Source organism: Ectothiorhodospiraceae bacterium BW-2, from assembly GCA_008375315.1.
GTDB lineage: Bacteria > Pseudomonadota > Gammaproteobacteria > Thiohalomonadales > Thiohalomonadaceae > BW-2.
On sequence record CP032507.1, the window covers coordinates 2,418,117 to 2,437,360 of the forward strand.

The 19,244-nt window shown below is 52.4% G+C and carries 17 protein-coding genes; 11 read left to right on the top strand and 6 right to left on the bottom strand.

Annotation, left to right across the window (positions count from 1 at the left end; genetic code table 11):
- The first annotated feature begins 1 nt into the window (after position 1).
- A complete protein-coding gene (locus tag D5085_11730) occupies positions 2-1,549 on the top strand; it encodes an amidophosphoribosyltransferase (protein ID QEP43728.1) in 1,548 nt (515 codons plus the stop codon).
- Here the strand turns inward: D5085_11730 and D5085_11735 are convergent.
- Both D5085_11735 and D5085_11740 read right to left on the bottom strand, forming a co-directional pair.
- The gene (locus D5085_11735; protein QEP43729.1) at positions 1,546-2,787 is read right to left on the bottom strand and encodes a DUF1015 domain-containing protein; all 1,242 of its coding nucleotides are present in this window, start codon (positions 2,785-2,787) and stop codon (positions 1,546-1,548) included. The two genes, D5085_11730 and D5085_11735, sit on opposite strands and share 4 nt — an antisense overlap.
- 63 nt (positions 2,788-2,850) lie before the next feature.
- Entirely contained in the window at positions 2,851-3,135 is a 285-nt protein-coding gene (locus tag D5085_11740; protein QEP43730.1) for a YcgL domain-containing protein, read from the bottom strand.
- A 104-nt stretch (positions 3,136-3,239) separates the two neighbouring features.
- Here D5085_11740 and soxB point away from each other — a divergent pair, with 104 nt between their 5' ends.
- The gene (gene soxB, locus D5085_11745; protein QEP43731.1) at positions 3,240-5,039 is read left to right on the top strand and encodes a thiosulfohydrolase SoxB; all 1,800 of its coding nucleotides are present in this window, start codon (positions 3,240-3,242) and stop codon (positions 5,037-5,039) included.
- A 210-nt stretch (positions 5,040-5,249) separates the two neighbouring features.
- Here soxB and D5085_11750 read toward each other — a convergent pair whose 3' ends face one another.
- Complete coding sequence (locus D5085_11750; protein ID QEP43732.1) at positions 5,250-6,359, bottom strand: hypothetical protein; 1,110 nt, start codon at positions 6,357-6,359, stop codon at positions 5,250-5,252.
- A gap of 321 nt (positions 6,360-6,680) precedes the next feature.
- Here D5085_11750 and D5085_11755 point away from each other — a divergent pair, with 321 nt between their 5' ends.
- Both D5085_11755 and D5085_11760 read left to right on the top strand, forming a co-directional pair.
- Positions 6,681-7,196 (top strand): hypothetical protein, encoded by a 516-nt coding sequence (locus tag D5085_11755; GenBank protein ID QEP43733.1) that lies wholly within the window; start codon positions 6,681-6,683, stop codon positions 7,194-7,196.
- Positions 7,197-7,199: 3 nt separating this feature from the next.
- Positions 7,200-7,877, top strand: a complete 678-nt coding sequence (locus D5085_11760) for a hypothetical protein (protein QEP43734.1) — start codon at positions 7,200-7,202, stop codon at positions 7,875-7,877.
- Positions 7,878-7,897: 20 nt separating this feature from the next.
- On the opposite strand, the gene tusE is transcribed toward D5085_11760, so the two are convergent.
- Complete coding sequence (gene tusE / locus D5085_11765) at positions 7,898-8,236, bottom strand: TusE/DsrC/DsvC family sulfur relay protein (protein ID QEP43735.1); 339 nt, start codon at positions 8,234-8,236, stop codon at positions 7,898-7,900.
- 115 nt (positions 8,237-8,351) lie between these two features.
- On the bottom strand, positions 8,352-10,466 hold the full coding sequence (gene rlmL / locus D5085_11770) for a bifunctional 23S rRNA (guanine(2069)-N(7))-methyltransferase RlmK/23S rRNA (guanine(2445)-N(2))-methyltransferase RlmL (protein QEP43736.1): 2,115 nt from the start codon (positions 10,464-10,466) through the stop codon (positions 8,352-8,354).
- 189 nt (positions 10,467-10,655) lie between these two features.
- Here rlmL and D5085_11775 point away from each other — a divergent pair, with 189 nt between their 5' ends.
- The 3 genes from D5085_11775 to D5085_11785 are packed head-to-tail and all read left to right on the top strand — an operon-like array spanning position 10,656 to position 12,546.
- Positions 10,656-11,432: a hypothetical protein gene (locus D5085_11775; GenBank protein ID QEP43737.1), complete on the top strand. Its 777-nt coding sequence runs from the start codon at positions 10,656-10,658 to the stop codon at positions 11,430-11,432.
- A 24-nt stretch (positions 11,433-11,456) separates the two neighbouring features.
- Positions 11,457-11,669, top strand: a complete 213-nt coding sequence (locus D5085_11780) for a DUF465 domain-containing protein (GenBank protein QEP43738.1) — start codon at positions 11,457-11,459, stop codon at positions 11,667-11,669.
- Entirely contained in the window at positions 11,662-12,546 is an 885-nt protein-coding gene (locus tag D5085_11785; protein ID QEP43739.1) for a taurine catabolism dioxygenase TauD, read from the top strand. Before D5085_11780 ends, D5085_11785 begins: the two co-directional genes overlap by 8 nt.
- Here the strand turns inward: D5085_11785 and D5085_11790 are convergent.
- Positions 12,535-13,719: a nitronate monooxygenase gene (locus D5085_11790; protein ID QEP43740.1), complete on the bottom strand. Its 1,185-nt coding sequence runs from the start codon at positions 13,717-13,719 to the stop codon at positions 12,535-12,537. The two genes, D5085_11785 and D5085_11790, sit on opposite strands and share 12 nt — an antisense overlap.
- A 133-nt stretch (positions 13,720-13,852) precedes the next feature.
- On the opposite strand from D5085_11790, the gene D5085_11795 reads away from it, so the two are divergent.
- The 4 genes from D5085_11795 to D5085_11810 all read left to right on the top strand — a co-directional run bounded on the left by D5085_11795 (position 13,853) and on the right by D5085_11810 (position 19,243).
- On the top strand, positions 13,853-14,473 hold the full coding sequence (locus D5085_11795; GenBank protein ID QEP43741.1) for a radical SAM protein: 621 nt from the start codon (positions 13,853-13,855) through the stop codon (positions 14,471-14,473).
- Between the two features lie 141 nt (positions 14,474-14,614).
- Positions 14,615-14,944 (top strand): ATP-dependent Clp protease adapter ClpS, encoded by a 330-nt coding sequence (gene clpS / locus D5085_11800; protein ID QEP45147.1) that lies wholly within the window; start codon positions 14,615-14,617, stop codon positions 14,942-14,944.
- Between the two features lie 2 nt (positions 14,945-14,946).
- Positions 14,947-15,585 (top strand): hypothetical protein, encoded by a 639-nt coding sequence (locus D5085_11805; GenBank protein QEP43742.1) that lies wholly within the window; start codon positions 14,947-14,949, stop codon positions 15,583-15,585.
- A gap of 7 nt (positions 15,586-15,592) precedes the next feature.
- A complete protein-coding gene (locus tag D5085_11810; GenBank protein QEP43743.1) occupies positions 15,593-19,243 on the top strand; it encodes a hypothetical protein in 3,651 nt (1,216 codons plus the stop codon).
- The last annotated feature ends 1 nt before the right edge of the window (position 19,244 follow it).

The following is a 19,244-nucleotide window of genomic DNA, read 5'->3' on the forward strand; positions in this document are numbered from 1 at the left end:
GATGTGTGGAATTATAGGAATAGTGGCCAATAGCTCGGTCAATCAGGCGCTGTATGATGGTTTGACCGTACTACAGCACCGAGGTCAGGATGCGGCGGGGATGATGACCTGTGATGGCGATCGAATCTATCTGCGCAAGGATAACGGTCTGGTTAGGGATGTCTTCCATACCCGGCACATGATCGGGTTACGAGGCAATATGGGGATTGGCCATGTGCGCTATCCGACGGCGGGTAGCGCCTCCTCAGCAGAGGCGCAGCCCTTCTATGTCAACTCCCCCTACGGTATCGCCCTAGCCCATAATGGTAATTTAACCAATGCGGCGATGTTAAAGGCGGATCTGTTTCGGGAGGAGTTGCGCCATATTAATACCAACTCCGATTCAGAGATTCTGCTCAATGTCTTTGCCTACGAGCTACAGCAGCAGGGAAAAATCGTCTGCACTGCCGCAGATATTTTTGCGGCTATCGAGCGGGTGCACCAGCGCTGTGAGGGGGGGTATGCCGCTGTAGCGCTCATTATCGGTTACGGTGTGGTTGCCTTTCGTGATCCCTTCGGCATTCGGCCACTGATGATCGGTCGGCGCAGCCATGGCAAACGAAGTGAGTATATGGTCGCCTCGGAGAGTGTGTCGATTGATGTACTCGGATTCGAGCGCTATCGCGATGTCGAACCGGGGGAGGCGGTCTATATCGATAGTAAAGGCCAGCTCCATAGCCACCAGTGTGCCAAATCACCCCGTTATGCCCCCTGTCTGTTTGAGTATGTCTATTTTGCCCGCCCCGACTCAATTATTGACGGGATTTCGGTCTATAAAGCGCGACTACGAATGGGCACTAAGCTGGCGAAAAAGATTGAACGGACCTTCCCTGATCACGATATCGATGTCGTCATTCCGATCCCCGATACCAGTCGAACCTCGGCGCTGCAGCTAGCTAATAAGTTAGGGGTTACTTTTCGGGAGGGGTTTATTAAAAACCGCTATATTGGCCGTACCTTCATTATGCCAGGACAGAAGCAGCGCAAAAAATCGGTACGGCAGAAACTGAATGCCATCGAACTAGAGTTTCATGGCAAAAATGTACTGCTAGTCGATGACTCCATTGTGCGGGGGACGACCTCAAAACAGATTATTCAGATGGCACGCGAGGCGGGAGCGAACAAGGTCTATTTCGCCTCCGCCTCGCCGCCGGTACGCTATCCGAATGTTTACGGTATCGATATGCCGGCTGCGAGTGAGCTAGTCGGTCATGGTCGCGATGAGGCGCAGATCGCCGCTAAAATTGGTGCCGACAGGCTCTTTTACCAAGATTTAAAAGATTTAGTTAAAGCGGTCTGCCATAAAAAAATCCCACATATTCAAGAGTTCGAGGATTCGGTCTTTAGCGGCCACTATATCACCGAGGGGATTACCAAAGACTACTTAACTCGACTAGAGCAGCAGCGCAGCGACAAGGCCAAACATAGTAGCATCGGGGGGGAGGAGTTAACCGATGTGGATCACAATGCTAATACCGATCTAGCCGCTGCGACCGAAGTACAGCTTTAACGCAACGAGTGCGATACCAATCCATCAGCGAGTTTTGGCTCAAACCAGGTCGATTTAGGTGGCATGACCTCATTGGCATCGGCTACGTCCATTAGCTGCGCTAGTGAGGTCGGATAGAGCGAGAAGGCAACTGCCATCTCGCCGCTGTTAACCCTCTTCTCTAACTCGCCTAGACCACGAATACCACCGACAAAGTCGATGCGCTTATCGCGTCTCGGATCACTAATACCGAGCAGTGGCTCAATCAGTTCGCTAGCTAGCAGGCTGACATCGAGCGCCTTGACCGGATTATCTGCTGGGATCTTCTCCGCTTTAATCGTCAAAGCGTACCACTGCCCCGAAAGATACATCCCAAACTCTCCCCGCTGCTGCGGCTTGATAGCAGTGCGGCTTGGGGTGATCTCGAAGCTAGCACTCACGCGCTTGAGCAGGGTGTCGCTATCGAGGCCGTTTAGATCGACCACGACTCGATTATAGTCGAGAATTAACATCTGGTTATCGGGAAAGAGAACCGATAGAAAGTAGTTGTAGGGTTCATCACCGGTATGGTTAGGATTAGCCGCCTTACGAGCCGCGCAGACGCGGGAGGCGGCGGCAGAGCGGTGGTGACCATCGGCGATATAGATAGCCTCCATGCTATTAAAAGTCGTCGTGATAGTCTCAATCGCACTGCTGTCGGTGATCGGCCAGAGACGGTGAATGATACCATCATCCGCCGTCACCTCGACTTCGGCTGGTGCGGTCACTATCGCGTTAACTAGCGCATCAATGTCGGGGTGGTGGCGATAGGTGAGAAAGACTGGGCCGGTCTGGGCGTCAAGGGCGTCAATCTGTCGCACGCGGTCATCCTCTTTATCGGGGCGGGTGAATTCGTGTTTACGAATACGGTTGGTCTCGTAATCGGCCACTGAGGCGGCGGCGACTAGACCTATCTGCGTATGTTCGCCCATCGTAAGCTGATAGAGATAGTAGCTCGGCTGCTCATCTTGTCGCAAAACGCCCTGTTGTAGCAAGTGGCGGTAGTTCTCTGCCCCTTTTGCATAGACCTCATCGGCATAGGGGTGGGTGCCTTCGGGTAGATCGATCTCCGGTTTGGAGATATGGAGAAAGCTCCAGGGACGATTAGCGGCTCGTTGCCGTGCCTCGCTGCTATTTAGCACATCGTAGGGGGGGGCAATAACATCAGCGGCATGGCCGGGGGCAGGACGAATCGCGCGAAACGGGCGTAGAAGGGACATAGCTTCTCCTTAGTAAGTTAAGAGGGGTTAATGAAGAGAGTGGGGGGGGAGTGCAGGCTTTGGCTAAGTTGCTGTTAATTGCTCCTCAAGCGGAATCTCTGGGGGTAGTTGAATATGGAACCCCCTCTTGGCCAGATTTTGCAGCACCTCGGCCACGCTGCTGCGGGCGAGGCGGCTCTGTGGCGTTAGTTGCAGCGTCATGGCGTATTCTGGGGGGCCGAAGTAGCGCCATACCGTCTCTGGTAGTGCGGTAAAGTCATCTTTTTGCGCTAAAAAGAGGTAGAGTTCGCCCCTTTTGCGCGAGCGGTAGATAAAACAGGGGGTTATAACGGTTGATTTATTTAGCATACATGGCATATTAGCTGGCTTTTAACTTTAGCAATTATACCATTATAGAGGCGCGAGGCTGTAGCCCCCTGCGTCAATTTACCAAAGAGAGGAGAAACCCGTTTATGTCTTTAAGTCGTCGTCAATTTGTGCAGCTACTCGGTTTTGCCGGTATGGCAGGCTCTCTGCCTGGCTGTTTTGGAGATGCGTTTGCTAAGAGTCATGCCTCCGTGCCGGAGGACTACTATGAGATCCCCAAGTTTGGCAATGTATCGCTGCTGCATATTACCGATACTCACGCGCAGCTAAAACCTATCTATTTTCGTGAACCGAATGTCAATTTAGGGCTAGGCGATGCGTTTGGTAAAGCGCCCCATCTGGTGGGGGAGGCGTTGTTAAAGCACTTCAATTTAGGCGCACCTATCGACTCTCACGGCTATACCTATCTCGATTTTATCAATCAGAGCGAGCTGTTTGGTAAGGTGGGCGGCTTTGCTCATCTAGCGACTTTAGTGAAACGGATTCGCGCTGCCCGTGGTGAGGGTAACTCGCTGCTGCTCGATGGGGGCGATACTTGGCAGGGGTCGGCCACAGCACTCTGGACCCGAGGCAAAGATATGGTGCAGGCGTGTAACTTACTGGGGGTCGATATTATGACCGGTCACTGGGAGTTTACCTATCTAGATTATGAGGTGCTGGACAACATTGCCGATTTTAAGGGCGAGTTTGTGGCGCAAAATATTCGGCTCACCGATGAGGCGCTCTTTGACTACGAATATGATAGCTTTGATGGGTTTAATGAGGATAGCGGCCACGCCTTTAAGCCCTATACGATTCGTAATGTTGGGGGGGCGAAGGTCGCGGTGATAGGTCAGGCGTTCCCTTATACACCGATTGCCAACCCATCCCGCTTTATGCCCTACTGGAGCTTCGGTATTCGTGATCTGGAGATGCAGGAGATGGTTGATCAGATACGGGAGAGTGATAAACCCGATCTGGTCGTGGTACTCTCTCACAACGGTATGGATGTGGATCTGAAAATGGCGTCGGTGGTGAGTGGTATTGATGTCATTTTAGGCGGCCATACCCACGACGGGATGCCGGCGCCTTCGGTGATCCAAAATAGCGGCGGCAAGACGCTGGTGACTAATGCCGGCTCTAATGGTAAATATCTGGGGGTACTTGATCTCGATGTGCGCGGCGGCAAGCTGCGTGACTATCGTTATCGGCTACTGCCGATCTTCTCTAATCTGCTGCCGGCTGATGCCGAGATGGATCGGCTGATTAACCGTATTCGTGCCCCCTATGAGGATAAGCTAGGTGAGAGGCTGGCGGTTGCCGGCGATCTGCTCTACCGTCGTGGTAACTTTAACGGTACCTTTGATCAGATTATTTGTGATGCTCAGCGGGTAGTTGGGGAGGCTCAAATCTCGCTCTCCCCCGGCTTTCGCTGGGGCACCACGGTGCTACCGGGGCAGGCTATTACTATGGAGCATATCTATGATCAGACCGGTACCACCTATCCTGAGACCTATGTGCGCGATATGAGTGGTGAGGAGATTAAGCTGATCCTAGAAGATGTACTCGATAACCTATTTAACGAGGATCCCTTTCGCCAACAAGGGGGTGACATGGTGCGGGTCGGTGGGCTCGATTATAGCTGTCACCCAGCCGCTAGGTTCGGTAAACGGATTACCGCGATGCAGTTAGATGATGGCACTAAAATTGAAGCGACTAAAAAGTATCGTGTGGCAGGCTGGGCGACTGTGGGAGCGAAGTCAGAGGGGCCGCCGATTTGGGAGGTGGTGGCCGACTATCTGCGTGATGTGAAGGTGGCTGAGGTGAAGAAGTTTAATACGCCGGTATTAACTGGGGTGAAGGGGAATCCTGGTATTGCCGATTATGATGGTCAGATAGTGTCATAAATTTTAGCTCTGTTCATTGATGCCCCCCTCCAAAATACTTAGGCGTAGAGTTCGCCATTGATTAGTTGGTAACGCTGTTCGCTGTGGTGCTCTTTAGCTAGGTACTCTTCGGTACTTAGTTTGGTCTGTTTGAGTTGTGGGTGTGCCATGATTGTTGAGGTGGGTTCCCACGGCGAGCGTGGGAACCTGACGCAGTCAATCAGAAATTGTCTAAAAGGATGTTGTTGTTCCGAGAGCAGATACCTGCTTAGTTTGGAAATCAACTGTGATCGCACCAGCGGGACAGGCGCTGACAGCACTATAAGAGTTAACTGTTAGGGTGCCTCCGGTAGAACCTGATTGAGCCATGGCACTCTCTACTTCAGATTGAAGATTGATATTACAGGCAGCAGGGTCGATATTGGTATAGCAGACCTTATAAGGGAAGGTCATTGGCATGGGTGAAGTTATCTGCATGGTTAAATCCGCTAGACAGGTACCACTTCCCACGGCGGCATCCATAGCCTCATTGACCTCTTGCTGCTGCTCTGCGGTGTATCCTGGGACATGAGCTGTGATCGTTTGTCCGTTGACTGTCATTGTCACTTTGCCATCACTTAATTTAATGTCAGTCGGTGGGATAGCGTCCATGATGGCATCAAAGTTGTCACCAACGGTAAATTGGCTCATGAAAAAATCAACATTTTCAAACGAAGCTGTCGGCAGACCTGCGGTTTTTAGCTGAGTTTTTAACTCGGTGATGGCTGATTCGATACCAGCTGCCTTAATAGGTTGGGAGGATTTCCAGTCATCCCACACCGCTTTTAGATCATCGCTATTAGCTGCCATCTTTAAGGCGGTATCGGTCAGGGTAGTTACATTGACCGGTACATTTTCATCACTGCTGTCGCTCCATGAGTAGAGTGTTAACTCTTCACGACCGTCACAGTCGGAGGCTTTAATCATGTAGGGGGGCGTTCTAGTGATAGTCAGATCGCTATAGACACCGTTACTGTCGGTTGTGGTTGTCTTGGTCTCACCGCCACCGTTTTTGGCGATAACCTCCCCATTAGCACAAGCGGCACCGGTGGCAACGGTACCAGAGAGCTTGACTGAGAGTGTTTCGTCGCTGTTATTCGTGGTATCAGTGGCGGTTGCTGTGCTGGTGGCGGTTGCTGTGCTGGTGGCGGTTGCTGTGCTGGTGGCAGTTGCTGTGTTGGCCGCTTCGGGTGTCGAGCCAGAGTTGTTGTCGTCGTCATCACTACTACAACCACTTAGTACTAGTAGCATCGCCGCACTGGTTAAGGTTAGCAGGGAGGGGAGTGTCAGTTCAGTTCTCATAGAGCATCCTTTGAATGTAAGTTTAAGTTTGAGAGCTAGAGATTGGCTAGCGCCAGAGAACGGATCATGGCGAATGTTACCGGTTGTGTCAATTTAGGTGGCGGTAGAAATGCCAGTTAAAAAAATAGATCTAAAAAAAACAATAAGTTATAACCAAGAGTAAAGGATAGTCTCCGGAGGTTATGTCAAAATGTGCTAGTGGGCTCGGGGCGAGGGGACGATGGGCTAGCGGGTGTGGCTAGGGCGGCGGTAATTTGCTGGAAATTTAACTCCGTTCGCGCTACCTTAACGCCCCTTTAATCTTTTGTCGGAGTGATTTTTATGCAGGTCGATGTCTCTGAGTTATCGTGCAAACGGGCTAAAATGCCACACGAAATTTTTCTTATCAATTTGATTACTAACCATATTTTGCTTTTTGTCGGCCTGCTGGGAATGGCAAAAACTGTTCCGGCTGTGATGGCGGTCACGCCGGTTATCTCGCTGCTGGTGATTAGCTATCTATTGCTGCGCAATCGGCAGATTCAGGGGAGTGAGCGTGACTGGTTCGTCCGCTGCCACTGGCAGTTAGGGGTGCGGCGCAGCCTCTTTTTTGTGGCGATGCTGCTGTTGATGACCGTGGTGGTAGCGGCCATCGTCAGCTCTGTTGGCTGGGATTTTAACGCTCTGCGGCCGGGACACTTTGCGCTGTTGGGGCTTGGGGTGTTGCCGACGATGTTGTCGGTGCTGGTGCTGATCGTGATGGAGTCGGATGCGATTCATCAGGCTAAGCAGGGTAAGCTACCTAAGTGGCTATGGGAGAGAAATCCCGATAGCGCGATTGTGGTGTTGGCGGAGTAGGCGATGAGATTTTGGGAACGGCATACCTTTTTGACGGTGTTGGGTGTGACTCTGCTCTTGGTGGCGGTCGCGATGTTGGTGCCGCCGGAGCATATTGTCGAGGAGCGCTATCTACCGTGGCAGATCGAGCCGGTGGGGGAGTCGATTGAGGTCTTCGGATTAACCTTAGGGGAAACAACCTTGGCGGAGACTGAGCAGCGCTTTTTGGAGTCGGCAGAGGTGACGCTGTTTGTTCGTGACGGTAGGCATGTGGTGGAGGCCTATTTTGATAGCGTCACTTTGGCGCAAATTCGAGCTAAAGTGGTGGTCTCGTTAGCCTTTTCGGCGACAGAGTTAGAGCAGATCTATCAGCGCGGTGCCCGTATCGCTAAGATGGGGGATGGCGGCCATAAGGTGACCCTCTCTGGGGCCGATGTCGAGCTAAGTTATCGCACGCCTATCGACTCGATTACCTATATGCCAAGAGCAACACTCTCGCCGGAGCTGGTGGTGCGGCGCTTTGGTGAACCGATTGAGCAGATTGAGGAGCCTGGCGTGGGTCAGCATTGGCTCTATCCCGATAGGGGACTCGATCTATTGTTAACTGAGAGGGGGAGTGCGGTGTTGCAGTATGTGGCACCGAGCCATTTTGAGCGCCTTATCGCGCCCCTAAGAGCACTCTCCGCACCGAGCGGAGAGTAGGGGGGCAAAGGGGAAGGGGGTTAGCTGCACCCTTTAGGGCGGGGGAGGCCGGCAATTTTGTTGGCTGACTTCACTAGCCCAAATGGAAATAGCGAGTAGATATACTTTTGCGAGCTGCGATCCTCACCGTACTTCTTCTTCATCAATTTAGAGAAGGAGCGCGGTTCGCAGACCACGCCATACTCTTCGTAGTAGCTGCGAGCTTCGCGAATGATATCCCAATGCTCATCGGTCAATTCGACCTTCTCGTTTATCGCAATCTGTCGGGCGACATCCTCATCCCACTGACTTAAATCTTCCAACCAGCCATTTTCGCTGACTTCAACCTCTTTGCCGTTAATCTCGTATTTGGTTCCCATGGAACGCTCTCCTTACATTGTGTGGGGATAAAAAACCTACTAAATTTGTCGGGATAATAGTAATCCTGACTATTTTTGTCAAGTGTTTGCAAAAAAAAGATGATATAGGCGCTCGTCACTCCCTCCCTTTTAGCCGATGCCGCAGCTCCCAACAGCGGTGGGGGGGGCGTTGACGAAAATCTTCATCGATAGTGCGGGCGGTGATCTCTTCGCAAATAAACTGCTCAGTTAGTGCGCTATCGAACCGAAATTTGCGAAAGTTGGTGGAGAAGAGCAGCACTCCATTAGCTCTAAGTCGCTGCATCGCCTGTTGTAATAGCTGGGTATGGTGGGTCTGAATATCGAAGTGTTCACGAGTGCGTTTGGAGTTGGAGAAGGTGGGGGGATCGACAAAGATCAGATCAAATTCGGCTTTAGGCCACGGGCGTTGTAGCCACTGCATCACATCGGCCTCTATGAGCTGGTGCTCTGCGCTTTCGCGCCACCGATTGAGGCGAAAGTTATCTCTGGCCCACTCAAGGTAGGTCGGCGATAGATCGACCGAGACGGTGCGGCTGGCCCCGCCAGCAATCGCATGTAGGGTGGCGCTGGCAGTGTAGGCAAATAGGTTTAAAAAGTGGCACTGTTTAGCGTGCGCGGCAATCCAGAGCCGTAGTGGGCGGTGGTCGAGAAAGAGGCCGGTATCGAGATAGTCGTGGCAGTTAATGGCGAGGGTAACCTGCCCTTCCGTCACCAGTTCTATCTGCTGCTGCCGATTGTGGCGCTGGTATTGGGCGTTGCCCTTCTGTCGTTGGCGGGTCTTAAGGTGCAGCTCATCTGGGGCAAACTGCTCTTGGATGAGTTGTAGCGCCTGCTGTCGTCGCTCTGCGGCTACTTCGGGGGGGATATCTTTCGGCGCTTGATACTCTTGCAGCACTAGGAGGGTTTTACCGCTCTGGCTCTGGTAGCGATCTAAGGCAAAGGCAAAGTCGGGGAGATCGGCATCGTAGAGCCGATAGCACTCTATTTGGCGCCGTTTGGCCCACTTTTGCAGATGTTTGTGCCGTTTTTGCAGTCGGTTACTCAAGGGAATCACCGCATCGGGCAGGGGGGTTGCTGCGGGGAGGTGGTGGTAGATAGTGCACTCTAACGCACCATTGTTAACTTTAAGAGGGGCGGCATCGTGGCCTTGACAGGCGTGGTAGAGCGTTTCATCGCTGGTTATGAGTGCGAGGTGGTAGTGGCGATAGTGGCTCTGCATGAGTTCGCCTAAGCGTCGATAGAGTGGGGTTAACTCGGCCCCCCTACCGAGCCGCTCCCCGTAGGGGGGGTTGGTGATGACCAGTCCGCTCTCTGTTGTTGGGGCGGGAGGGGGGTGGTGGAGATCGTGGTTTTGAAACCGAATCGACTCCCCCAAACCGGCTCTTTGGCTGTTGTGTTGTGCTAGCTCAATGAGAGCTAGATCGCTATCGTAGCCGTAGAGCGGATAGCGTAGTTCACTACGGCACGCTTCGGCCTGCTGCCGTAGCTGTTGCCATAGGTCAGGTTGGTGCCGTTTCCAGCGTTCAACGCCAAATTGGGGACGCAGTAGGCCTGGGGCGGTGTGGGTTGCCATGAGTGCCGCTTCAATCACTAGCGTGCCAGAGCCGCAGAGCGGATCGATGAGTGAGCCACCGGCGGCGTAAATCTCAGGCCAGCCGGCGTGCATTAGCATGGCTGCGGCGAGATTCTCTTTAATCGGAGCGTCACCGGCCTGCGTGCGGTAACCGCGACGATGTAGTGCTTCCCCGCTAAGATCGATGGAGATCTTTACCTTATCAGGCAGTAGGAGTAGCTGTAGCCGCAGATCGGGGTGGTCGGTATCGATATCGGGTCGTTCGCCGAACTGTGCCTTCAGGCGGTCAACAATCGCATCTTTAACTGTCAGTGCGGCAAAGTGGCTGTGGCGAAAGTGATCGTTCTGACCGCGAGTATCGATAGCTAACGAACCGGAGGAGTCAAGGTGGCGCTCCCAGCGAATCGCCCTGACCGCCTGATAGAGCTCAGTGGCTGAGGTGGCCGGCAGGGTCTCTAGCGGTAACAGAATACGGCTGGCGATACGGCTATGGAGCAGGGCGCGATAGACGCCGTCGAGTTCGGCATCGAAACTGACACCGCTCTGGGCGCGGCGGTGGATGGTCAGTTTTAGCTGCTGTAGCTCTTGCTGTAACAGGGGCACGAGAGCGGGAGAGGTGGTGGCAAAGAGTCGCATAGTGGGTCTAACAGAGTGAATAAAGGGGCTATTCTACTCTGAAAAAGGGGGGGAGAGTTGATCTGGTGTTAACTTAATCTGTTGCGGGAGGGGGAATCTTACTGTGGTCGGAACCGAACCTCTGCTATGATAGCGGGCTGAAAGTTAATTGGACGGTGGTGAGTGGTACGCTATCTCTTCTCAACAATATTGCTGTTATTGCTGGCTTGGCGGGTCGAGGCCGAAGATCCGGCGACGCGAATGATGGAGCTAATGCTTGATATGATGGAGCTCTTCTCTGGGGTCGATATTGATCGCTATGATGAGTGGCGTGATCGCGTTGGCGATGGGCGCTCTCTCCCCTATCGCTCTTTGAGTGAGTGGGGGAGTATGGTGCCAGGGGGAGGCTACTCGCCGTTAGGCTTTAACTCGGTTTTCAATGGCTTTAGCCTCTCTAATCCGGCGATGGTGCCGTTAGGTTTAGGGGGAGGGCTGCCCGCCTTCTCTCATTGGGATAGCCTGCTGGAGGAGCCGAAGCGCTTTATGAGCTGGCGCGATGAGCTGCGGCGTGAGCCGTCACGCTATAGAGAGGGCAGAAGAGAGGGCAGAGACGATAGAGACAGCTATCGTGATCGTCGTGATCTGGATGAGCGAGAGCCGCGCTATAGCGAGGGGCGAGGCGGTTTTGCCCGCGAGGTGGCTCCCTATTCGGGTTACGAGGGGTTGGATGGTGTCTGGCTCTCCCCGTCGGGGGAGCGCTGGCTGGTGCAGCAGAATCAGTTTATCCTCTATCACGGTTCGGGGGGGGGGAGTGAGGGGGTGTTTCGGGTGCGGGATGATAAAATTATCGCCCAAGTGGTAGGGAGCAGTCGTCCGGTCATTTTTCAGTTTCGACAGATGGATGATCTACTACTGCTCCGCTCTGATGGCGGCCAGATCATGCTGCTGCAGCGGGGCTACGCCAATCTGGACAGAAAGCTCTATTAATAATAACAGGCGCAGAGGTGGGTGATGGAACTGGAGAATGAGGAGATCGTGGCGCTGCACCAGCAGCTCTATGAGCTGCGACAGCAGCATCGAGATCTGGATGAAGCTATCTATAGCCTATCGCACTCAAGCCGTGCTGATCAGCTACAGCTAGTACGGTTTAAAAAACGCAAGCTGCAACTAAAAGAGCAGATTCAACGGCTTGAAGATAGATTGATTCCCGATCTTAATGCCTGATTCGACTCCAGTCTGGCTACAGCCCCTCCACTCCGATAGCTGGCAGCGCTGGGTGGAGGCGAAACTGGCGGCCTATCCGCGCTCAATGGCGCAGCTAGTGGTCGATATCGCAACACCGCAGGCGATCTCGCCAGAGGAGCATCAGCAGCTAGCCATGCGAATTAGCAGCTGTAATATGGCCATCTACTGTCTGCCTACGCCAGAGATTGCGACTAAAGAGAGTTTGCGAGCGATTGCGGCCCACTTTGGTCTGCTAGGACTCGATAGTAACTATCTGGCCGATGAGGATGGGATTAGTGCGATAGAGGTGGCGGCAGGAGAGTTGAAACCGAACTATATTCCCTATACTAATCGGGCGATTCATTGGCACTGTGATGGCTACTACAATCGTCCGGGGGAACAGATTCAGGCGATGGTGCTGCAGTGCGTGCGCAGTGCTGCTGCGGGGGGGGAGAGCGGATTACTGGATCATGAGTTAGTGTGGCTGCTACTGCGTCAGCAGAGCCCTGAGGCGGCGCTTACCCTAATGGAGCCCGATATTTTGACCATCCCCGCTGGCAAAGATGGCGCGGGGGCAGAGCGCGGTGCCTCTGTCGGCCCGCTCTTTTCGATAACCGCTGAGGGGCGACTCCATATGCGCTACAGCGCCCGTAAGCGCCATATCGAGTGGCGTCAGGATAGGGCCGCAGTGGCGGCTAGGGCGCTGTTAGAGCAGACGCTCGCTGAGTGTGACTATGTGCTAACCGGTCGTCTGGAGCCGGGCATGGGGCTTATCTGCAATAATGTGCTGCATCGTCGCGCTGCCTTTGAGGAGCCTAGGCAGGGGGCGGGGCGGCTCCTATACCGTGCCCGCTATCATCGGCCGTTACGCCTCTAGTGAGAGACTCGGTTGGTATCCGTTTGGAAACTTGCCATTGAGTAGATATTGCAGCGTGTCGTGTACCGAATAGATCTGGTTTCCGAACGGTAATGGCTCGGAGCCGCGAAAAAATAGCCCCTTATCGATATTGCCTAGCACTGCATGTTGCAGTTGGGTATCGATGCAAAATTGACCTGCATCGCCATTCCCATCTTTTAAGCCGCAGTGGCTGAGGCACTCGAACCAGACGGCGCACTTGCTCTTATCGGGGTTCGCTCGGGCACGCACTTTTGACTCTCGCTCCAGATACTTCTTCAGCCAAGGGGTCAATACCGCCCGCGCCGGTAGGCCAGCGGTACTCATAAAGGTCACAATATCTTCTGGTTTGGCATTTAGCAGAATCTGTTTAAAGTTGATATGGGCATCTCCCTCTTGGGTGACCGCAAAGGGGGTGCCGATCTGTACCCCACTCGCCCCCATGCCAAATAGCTCTTTAATTTTTTGAAACGAATTGATCCCGCCGGCGGGAATGAGCGGAATCGGATCGATTTTGAGTGCCTCAAAGACTCGGGCGATCTCCTCTAAAATACGCGGAAAGTCGAAGCGAGGGTTATTGACATCCTCCGGTTTCGGGGCACCGAGGTGGCCGCCGGCGTAACGAGGGTGTTCGAGGATAATGGCATCTGGCAGGGTATCTTTACGCATCCACCGTTTTAGCACGGCTCTAACGCCGCGCTCTTCAGAGAGGATAGGAAACAGCGATACCTTATCGGTGTACTCTCTCATAATGTCGGGGAGATCAAACGGCAGACCGGCACCCATAATGATGGCATTGGCACCTGTGGCGCAGGCTTGGCGAACCAGATCGGCGTAGCGATCCACCGCCTTCATTACATTCACTGCGATAAAGCCGTGACTGCCCGCTAGTGCTCTGGCTGAGCGAATTTCGCGCTCTAGCGCCTCCATATTGGCCTCATCAATAACATCGCGGCTCTTAGTGCGATGAGTTCGCGCCATTAAATCGGCATGGTGAACCCGCAGATCGATGCTGGCGATGGTACCGATAGCCCCCTCTCTGGCGACTGTACCGGCAAGTCGGTGTGCCGAGATGCCAACGCCCATCCCTCCCTGTATTAGCGGCAGCAGCTTTTGTCCACGAATATCCAAAAGTGGCAGGGAAGTTTCAATCATCTTCTTTAATGTCCCGGTATCTGGTTAGGTTACTGTGGAAAACGGTGTATGATACCCTAATTTGGGGATTGAGGGGGGAGAGTTTAACTCCCCCCGTGAAAATAGTTTAGCAAATTAGTAAAGTACTGGAACCGTGACCGATAAAACTCCCGCCTCGACCTACGCCTATGAGCTGCATGGTAGCTGCTATCTCAACATTACCAGCGAGTGCACGCTTCGTTGCCGTTTCTGCCCTAAATATCACCACACTTGGCAGGTGCAGCAGTACGATTTAGCCCTCAAACAGGAGCCTGAGCTAGCGCAAGTGCTGCAGGCGGTGGGGGATGCTAGTCGTTATCGGGAGATAGTCTTTTGTGGCTTAGGGGAGCCGACCCAGCGGCTGTCGCTACTGCTGCAGGTAGCGACAGAGCTAAAGTTGCGCTACGGCTCGACGATTCGGGTCAATACTGACGGCTTGGCGAATCTGCTCTACCATCGGGATGTCACAGCTCAAATGGCCGCTGTGGTCGATGCGGTATCGATATCGCTTAATGGTCAAAATAGCACCGTTTATGAGCGCCATACCCGCCCTAAGCGGGAGGGCACCTATCCGGCGATGCTCGACTTTGCCCGTGCCGCCAAAGCGGCAGGGATGGCGGTGACGCTAACCGCCATCGACGGTCTGGAGGGGCTTGATATCGAAGCGTGCCGTAAAATTGCCGAGGAGGAGATTGGGGTCAGTTTTCGGCGGCGGGTGCTGGATGAGGTTGGGTAGAACAACTGGGGAGCAATTAACAGCGAATCGGCTATAATGGGCCGATAACGGGAGTTTTTTTCGAGCGCAAGCTGGAGCAGTAGGTTATAACGCATGCAGCAACTGAGTATCATGGCAACTGACATAGAGATGATTCGCCTGATGGCGGAGAGTGACGGAGACGGAGACGGAGAGTATGACGACGGCTTTGTGGTCGAGGCGATCCGACCGAAGCTAAAAAAGCCGCCGCTCTATCGGGTGGTATTATTGAACGATGACTATACTCCGATGGAGTTTGTCGTCCATGTACTACAGGTGTTTTTTAACAAAAACCGCGAAGAGGCAACTCAGATTATGTGGAAAGTTCACACTGAAGGGAGAGGCGTTTGTGGTCTTTTTACCTACGATATAGCGGAGACTAAGGTCAGTCAGGTCAATAATTATGCTAGAAAACATGAGCATCCATTATTATCGATGCTGGAGGCGGAGTAGAGATGAGACTAAAGCGGAACGCAATAGCGGTTCTATTGTGGTTGGGATTAAGTATTGTTTCAGCGGTCCTTAAAGCGGAGATCAGTGACCTTTACGCCCAGCTCCATTTAGGCAGCGCGACTAGCCGTGGGTTAAGCGATGCGATTGGGGGGGTAGAGGATCAGAGCATGGGTTATCGAGTCGCAGCCGGATTGATGCTAAGTCGTTACCTTGGTGTTGAGGCGGGTTTTGCCGATTTAGGTGCCTACGATATTAATAGCGGTTTGAGTGTGGGTGAGTGGAAAGCGCAAGCGAGTGATATTTCGATCATGGGTCACCTTCCTCTAAAAGAGATGGCGATTGAGGATGATAACTGGCGGGTAAGACTCGGTTTTGGGCTGACTCAGTGGCGTAGTTCGGTGTCACAATACGACATTACCCACAGTGTGAGCGGTACCGGAACGCGGTTTGGGATTGAGCTTGGTTATCGACTCAATCGGGTCAGGCAACCTGTCGATGCGATGGTGGTAAAACGGCAGTTGAGTTATGAGCTCTCACTCGGCTGGAGTCGTTATGGTGATGTCGGAGAGGGGGCGAGTCACGGTGGCTATGGCAATAGTGATATCGATCTCTGGTTGGCAGGGCTTCGGGTAACCTACTAATCTACTAATGTTTGGCGAGACTGTTATGCTTCTGTTTATGCGTATGTGTCTGTCTATGTCTATGCGGCTCATGGTGATTGGGGGGGGCTTACTAATAGCGGCCTGTCAATCAGATAGCGAGCCGGAAGATAACCTGGCGGTACTGCCACCATTGACCGATTCTCAATATGCGACACTGATTGAGAGTGTCGATTTGAATAGGGTTGCGACCAGAGTAGATGCCGGAAGTGAGGCCATTGTGCTGGCGCTGCAAATTAGTGATAGTCAGGGCAAGCCGCTAGCGGGGGTGCCGGTAGATATCTGTAGCGATTTGGGGCAATTACTTACCGCTGAGGGGGCTGTTATTGAGAGCAGTGAGGCGTGCGAGCCCTCTGACGATGTGGCCGAGGTGGCAACAGAAACAGAAGCTGTGGCTGTAGCGGGAGTGATGCGATATGCCCCTGACCGTTTGATGACCGATAGTCGTGGGGTAGTTAACTTAACTTTTCTTCCCGGTCAAAAGAGTGGGGTGGCATCGGTCATTATCCGCTACCCCGGTGGTGAACTGCTGCAACAGTTTGAGATAGTGCCGCTGTCACTATCGACTATCGAATGGCAGTATGTTGAGTTCATGGAGGTGGGTAGCACCCAGACTATCGAACTGATCGCGCAAGATCGTTACGGTAACCCCTTGAGTGATATCTCGCTGGCGCTACAGCTTGAGAGTCAGATTGGATCTGTGTTGAGTGAGAGTCGGCTGGTGACCGATAGCGATGGTAGGGCTACGGTTGATTTGGTTGCCGGTAGTGGATCAGGGATGGATAGCCTGAGTGCTGAGGCTGATGAGATAGTCGATGCGATAACGATTGAGATCACCCGTCCCTCGCAGAGTTTGGCAGAGGTTGAGTTTATTGACGGCGTAGCGGCTCTAGCGGCTGATGGTGAGAGCTTGATAAGCCGTTTTGTGGTTTTGCGAGATGTTTTAGGGGAGGTCATCCCTGAACAGATAGTTACCTTCACAACCACCATGGGCGATATCGATCTTGATAGAGCAGGCGTGCAGAGTAGCGTGGTGACCAAAACCGATCAGCAGGGGCGGGCAATGGTCACACTGCAGGGGGTACCGGGCGAGATAGGTAGTGCCAAAATGACGGCATCGAGTGGGCGATTGAGTGACTTGATTCAAATTAACCTCACTGCTGCCACAGCCGCTGAGCTAACCCTGTCGGCGGGCAAAGATAGGCTAGAGACTGGAACGGAGACCGTTATTCAGGCAACTGTTAAAGATGGCTATGGTGTGCCGATCGTTGGAGCTAGCGTACATTTTAGTCTAATCGTCAATCGTAGTGGTGGTTCGCTATCGGCTCAAGAGCTAAAAACCGATGCTTTTGGGGTTGCCTCTGTGACCTATCGTGCTGGTGAAGCTGAGGTGATAGATAGTGTGGCTGTGGTTGTGGCAGATAATTTTAATCTCTCCAAACAGCAGCAGATAACTGTGGTAGAGCCGGAGGTGGTGGATACCGATACCGATACCGATACTGATACTGATACGGTTGTGGATGATGGTACGGTTACAACCGCGACTCTACAAGGGAGTGGAACGGGTAATAGTGATAAATTGCTGAAAATAGACGATACCAATGTGGTAACATTTTCAATCAATTACAGTGGTACAGATAGGGATAACTATTTTTGGCTCTACGATAAAAATAACAATAAAATTGCTACACTGTTTTATCAATTTGGTGGTGAGGCTGTAAAAACTCTCTCTCTTCCTACCGGTAGTTATTTTATTTCAGCTAGAGCCGATTCGGCTTGGATGGTAACAGCCATAGCGACTCGTGGTTTTCTGGTGGAAAATAATGGGCTTGCGACGGTGGCGGCAGTCAAAGCAGAGCACCTATTTTTAGCGACGAATGCCGTCTCTGTAAAGACTGATGGAATAAGTGAAGCAACGATTAGCGCGACCATATTGGATCAAAACCGAGGCGCACTCTCCGAAATCGAGGTCAATTTTAGTACGACAGGCGGACAGTTAAGCCACAGTAAGGTCAGTTCTGGTGACAATGGTGTGGCAGCGGTAACCCTGAGCGCCGGCAATGAAAAGATAAACCAAACGGTTGTGATCACCGCCTTAGTTGAAGGCTTGGAGCAAAAACAGATTCCGATTGTCATTACCGGCAGTGATATTTTGCTTGAACCGGCACAGCTATCACTGCGTACCGATGAGTCGATAGGGGTGACGGTCTCATTAACGGATGCCGCTGGGGTTGGTATTTACGGGGTGCCTATTGAGTTATCGATCTCATCTGACGGTGAGGGCGCTGGTCATTGGGGGAGTGAGAGTGACTCACAGTTGGTCACGACCTCGGGTTTCACCGATGTATTAGGGCAATTCTTTCAATCGCTGACGGCTACCAACGCGGGCAATATCACCGTTACCGCGACTGCCTTGAATCGGCAACAGCAGAAGAGCCTCGCCATTGAGGGGGCTTCGACAGCGCTTCAAATCACCTCTCCGGCACAGACCCCTGTCACCAATGAAATTAACAACGAACTAACGGTTTGCGTGCGTGCTCCTATCTCCGAGTCGGTTAAATTTGTCACCAGCCATGGTCAGTGGGATAGCGTAGATAGTGCGGTAGTTGTGAAACCGGTGGTTAATGATACGACTTGTAACGGCATGACTGATCGTTTTGCCTCTGCGGTACTCTCGGCTACCGAGAGTGGTACGGCTTCGGTACAGGTTCTAGACGGTGGTGAAGAGAGTAGCTCAGTGGATAAGTTGACCGTCTATTTTACTAATTCAACGGTAACAGCTACCGATACGATTAATTTTCAAGCAACGGCTGCAACTTTAGGTATTTCAAGTGGCGATAACCAAAATTCGACCACCCTGATTGCCAGAGTGAAAGATGATAATGGCCAGCCGGTTTCTGGGGCATTAGTGCAGTTTCAAATCTCCAATAGTACTGGAGGAGGGGAATACCTAGAACCTCCCTATGCGGTGACCGATGTCGCTGGTGTGGCGCAGAGTCGTTTCTTCTCAGGGAGTTTGAGCAGCGATTCACAAGGGGTGGATGTGACAGCGACTCTCTATGACCAAGATAATAATGTAATCCATAATGATAGCGTGACACTGATTATTAACCAGTCGGCAGCTTCGGTCACTTTAGGGGCTGCGACAACAGCTAGCGTAGATTATAATGATACGATATATAAGTTACCTATTTCGCTATTAGTAACTGACTCGGCGGGTAATGCGGTAGGTAATCAGAGAGTCTATTTGCATCTATGGCCAATGAAATATCGCACGGGTAGTTGGTCGCTACCCGATGCAAACGGCGTCTGCTCACCTATTATTAATGCCGTTTACGATAATGATGATGTTAATCGTAATCTTGTCCTTGATGATGGTGAGATCGACTCAGATGGGAATGGTATGATAACCCCACCAAGCTCAAGCGCGGGTTCGTTGCCAAGCGAAGTGGTAACGGATGAAAATGGGGTGGCTAACTTTAACCTAACCTATCTTAAAGAGTATGCTGTTTGGATAGAGGCAGAAATTAGCGCTTCAACACAAGTATTGGGTAATGAGAGCCGTTCGGTATTCACCAAAATCCTTCCGTATGTTGTTAGTGATTCATGTTTTTTGAGTAGCTCACCCTTTAATTTTTAAA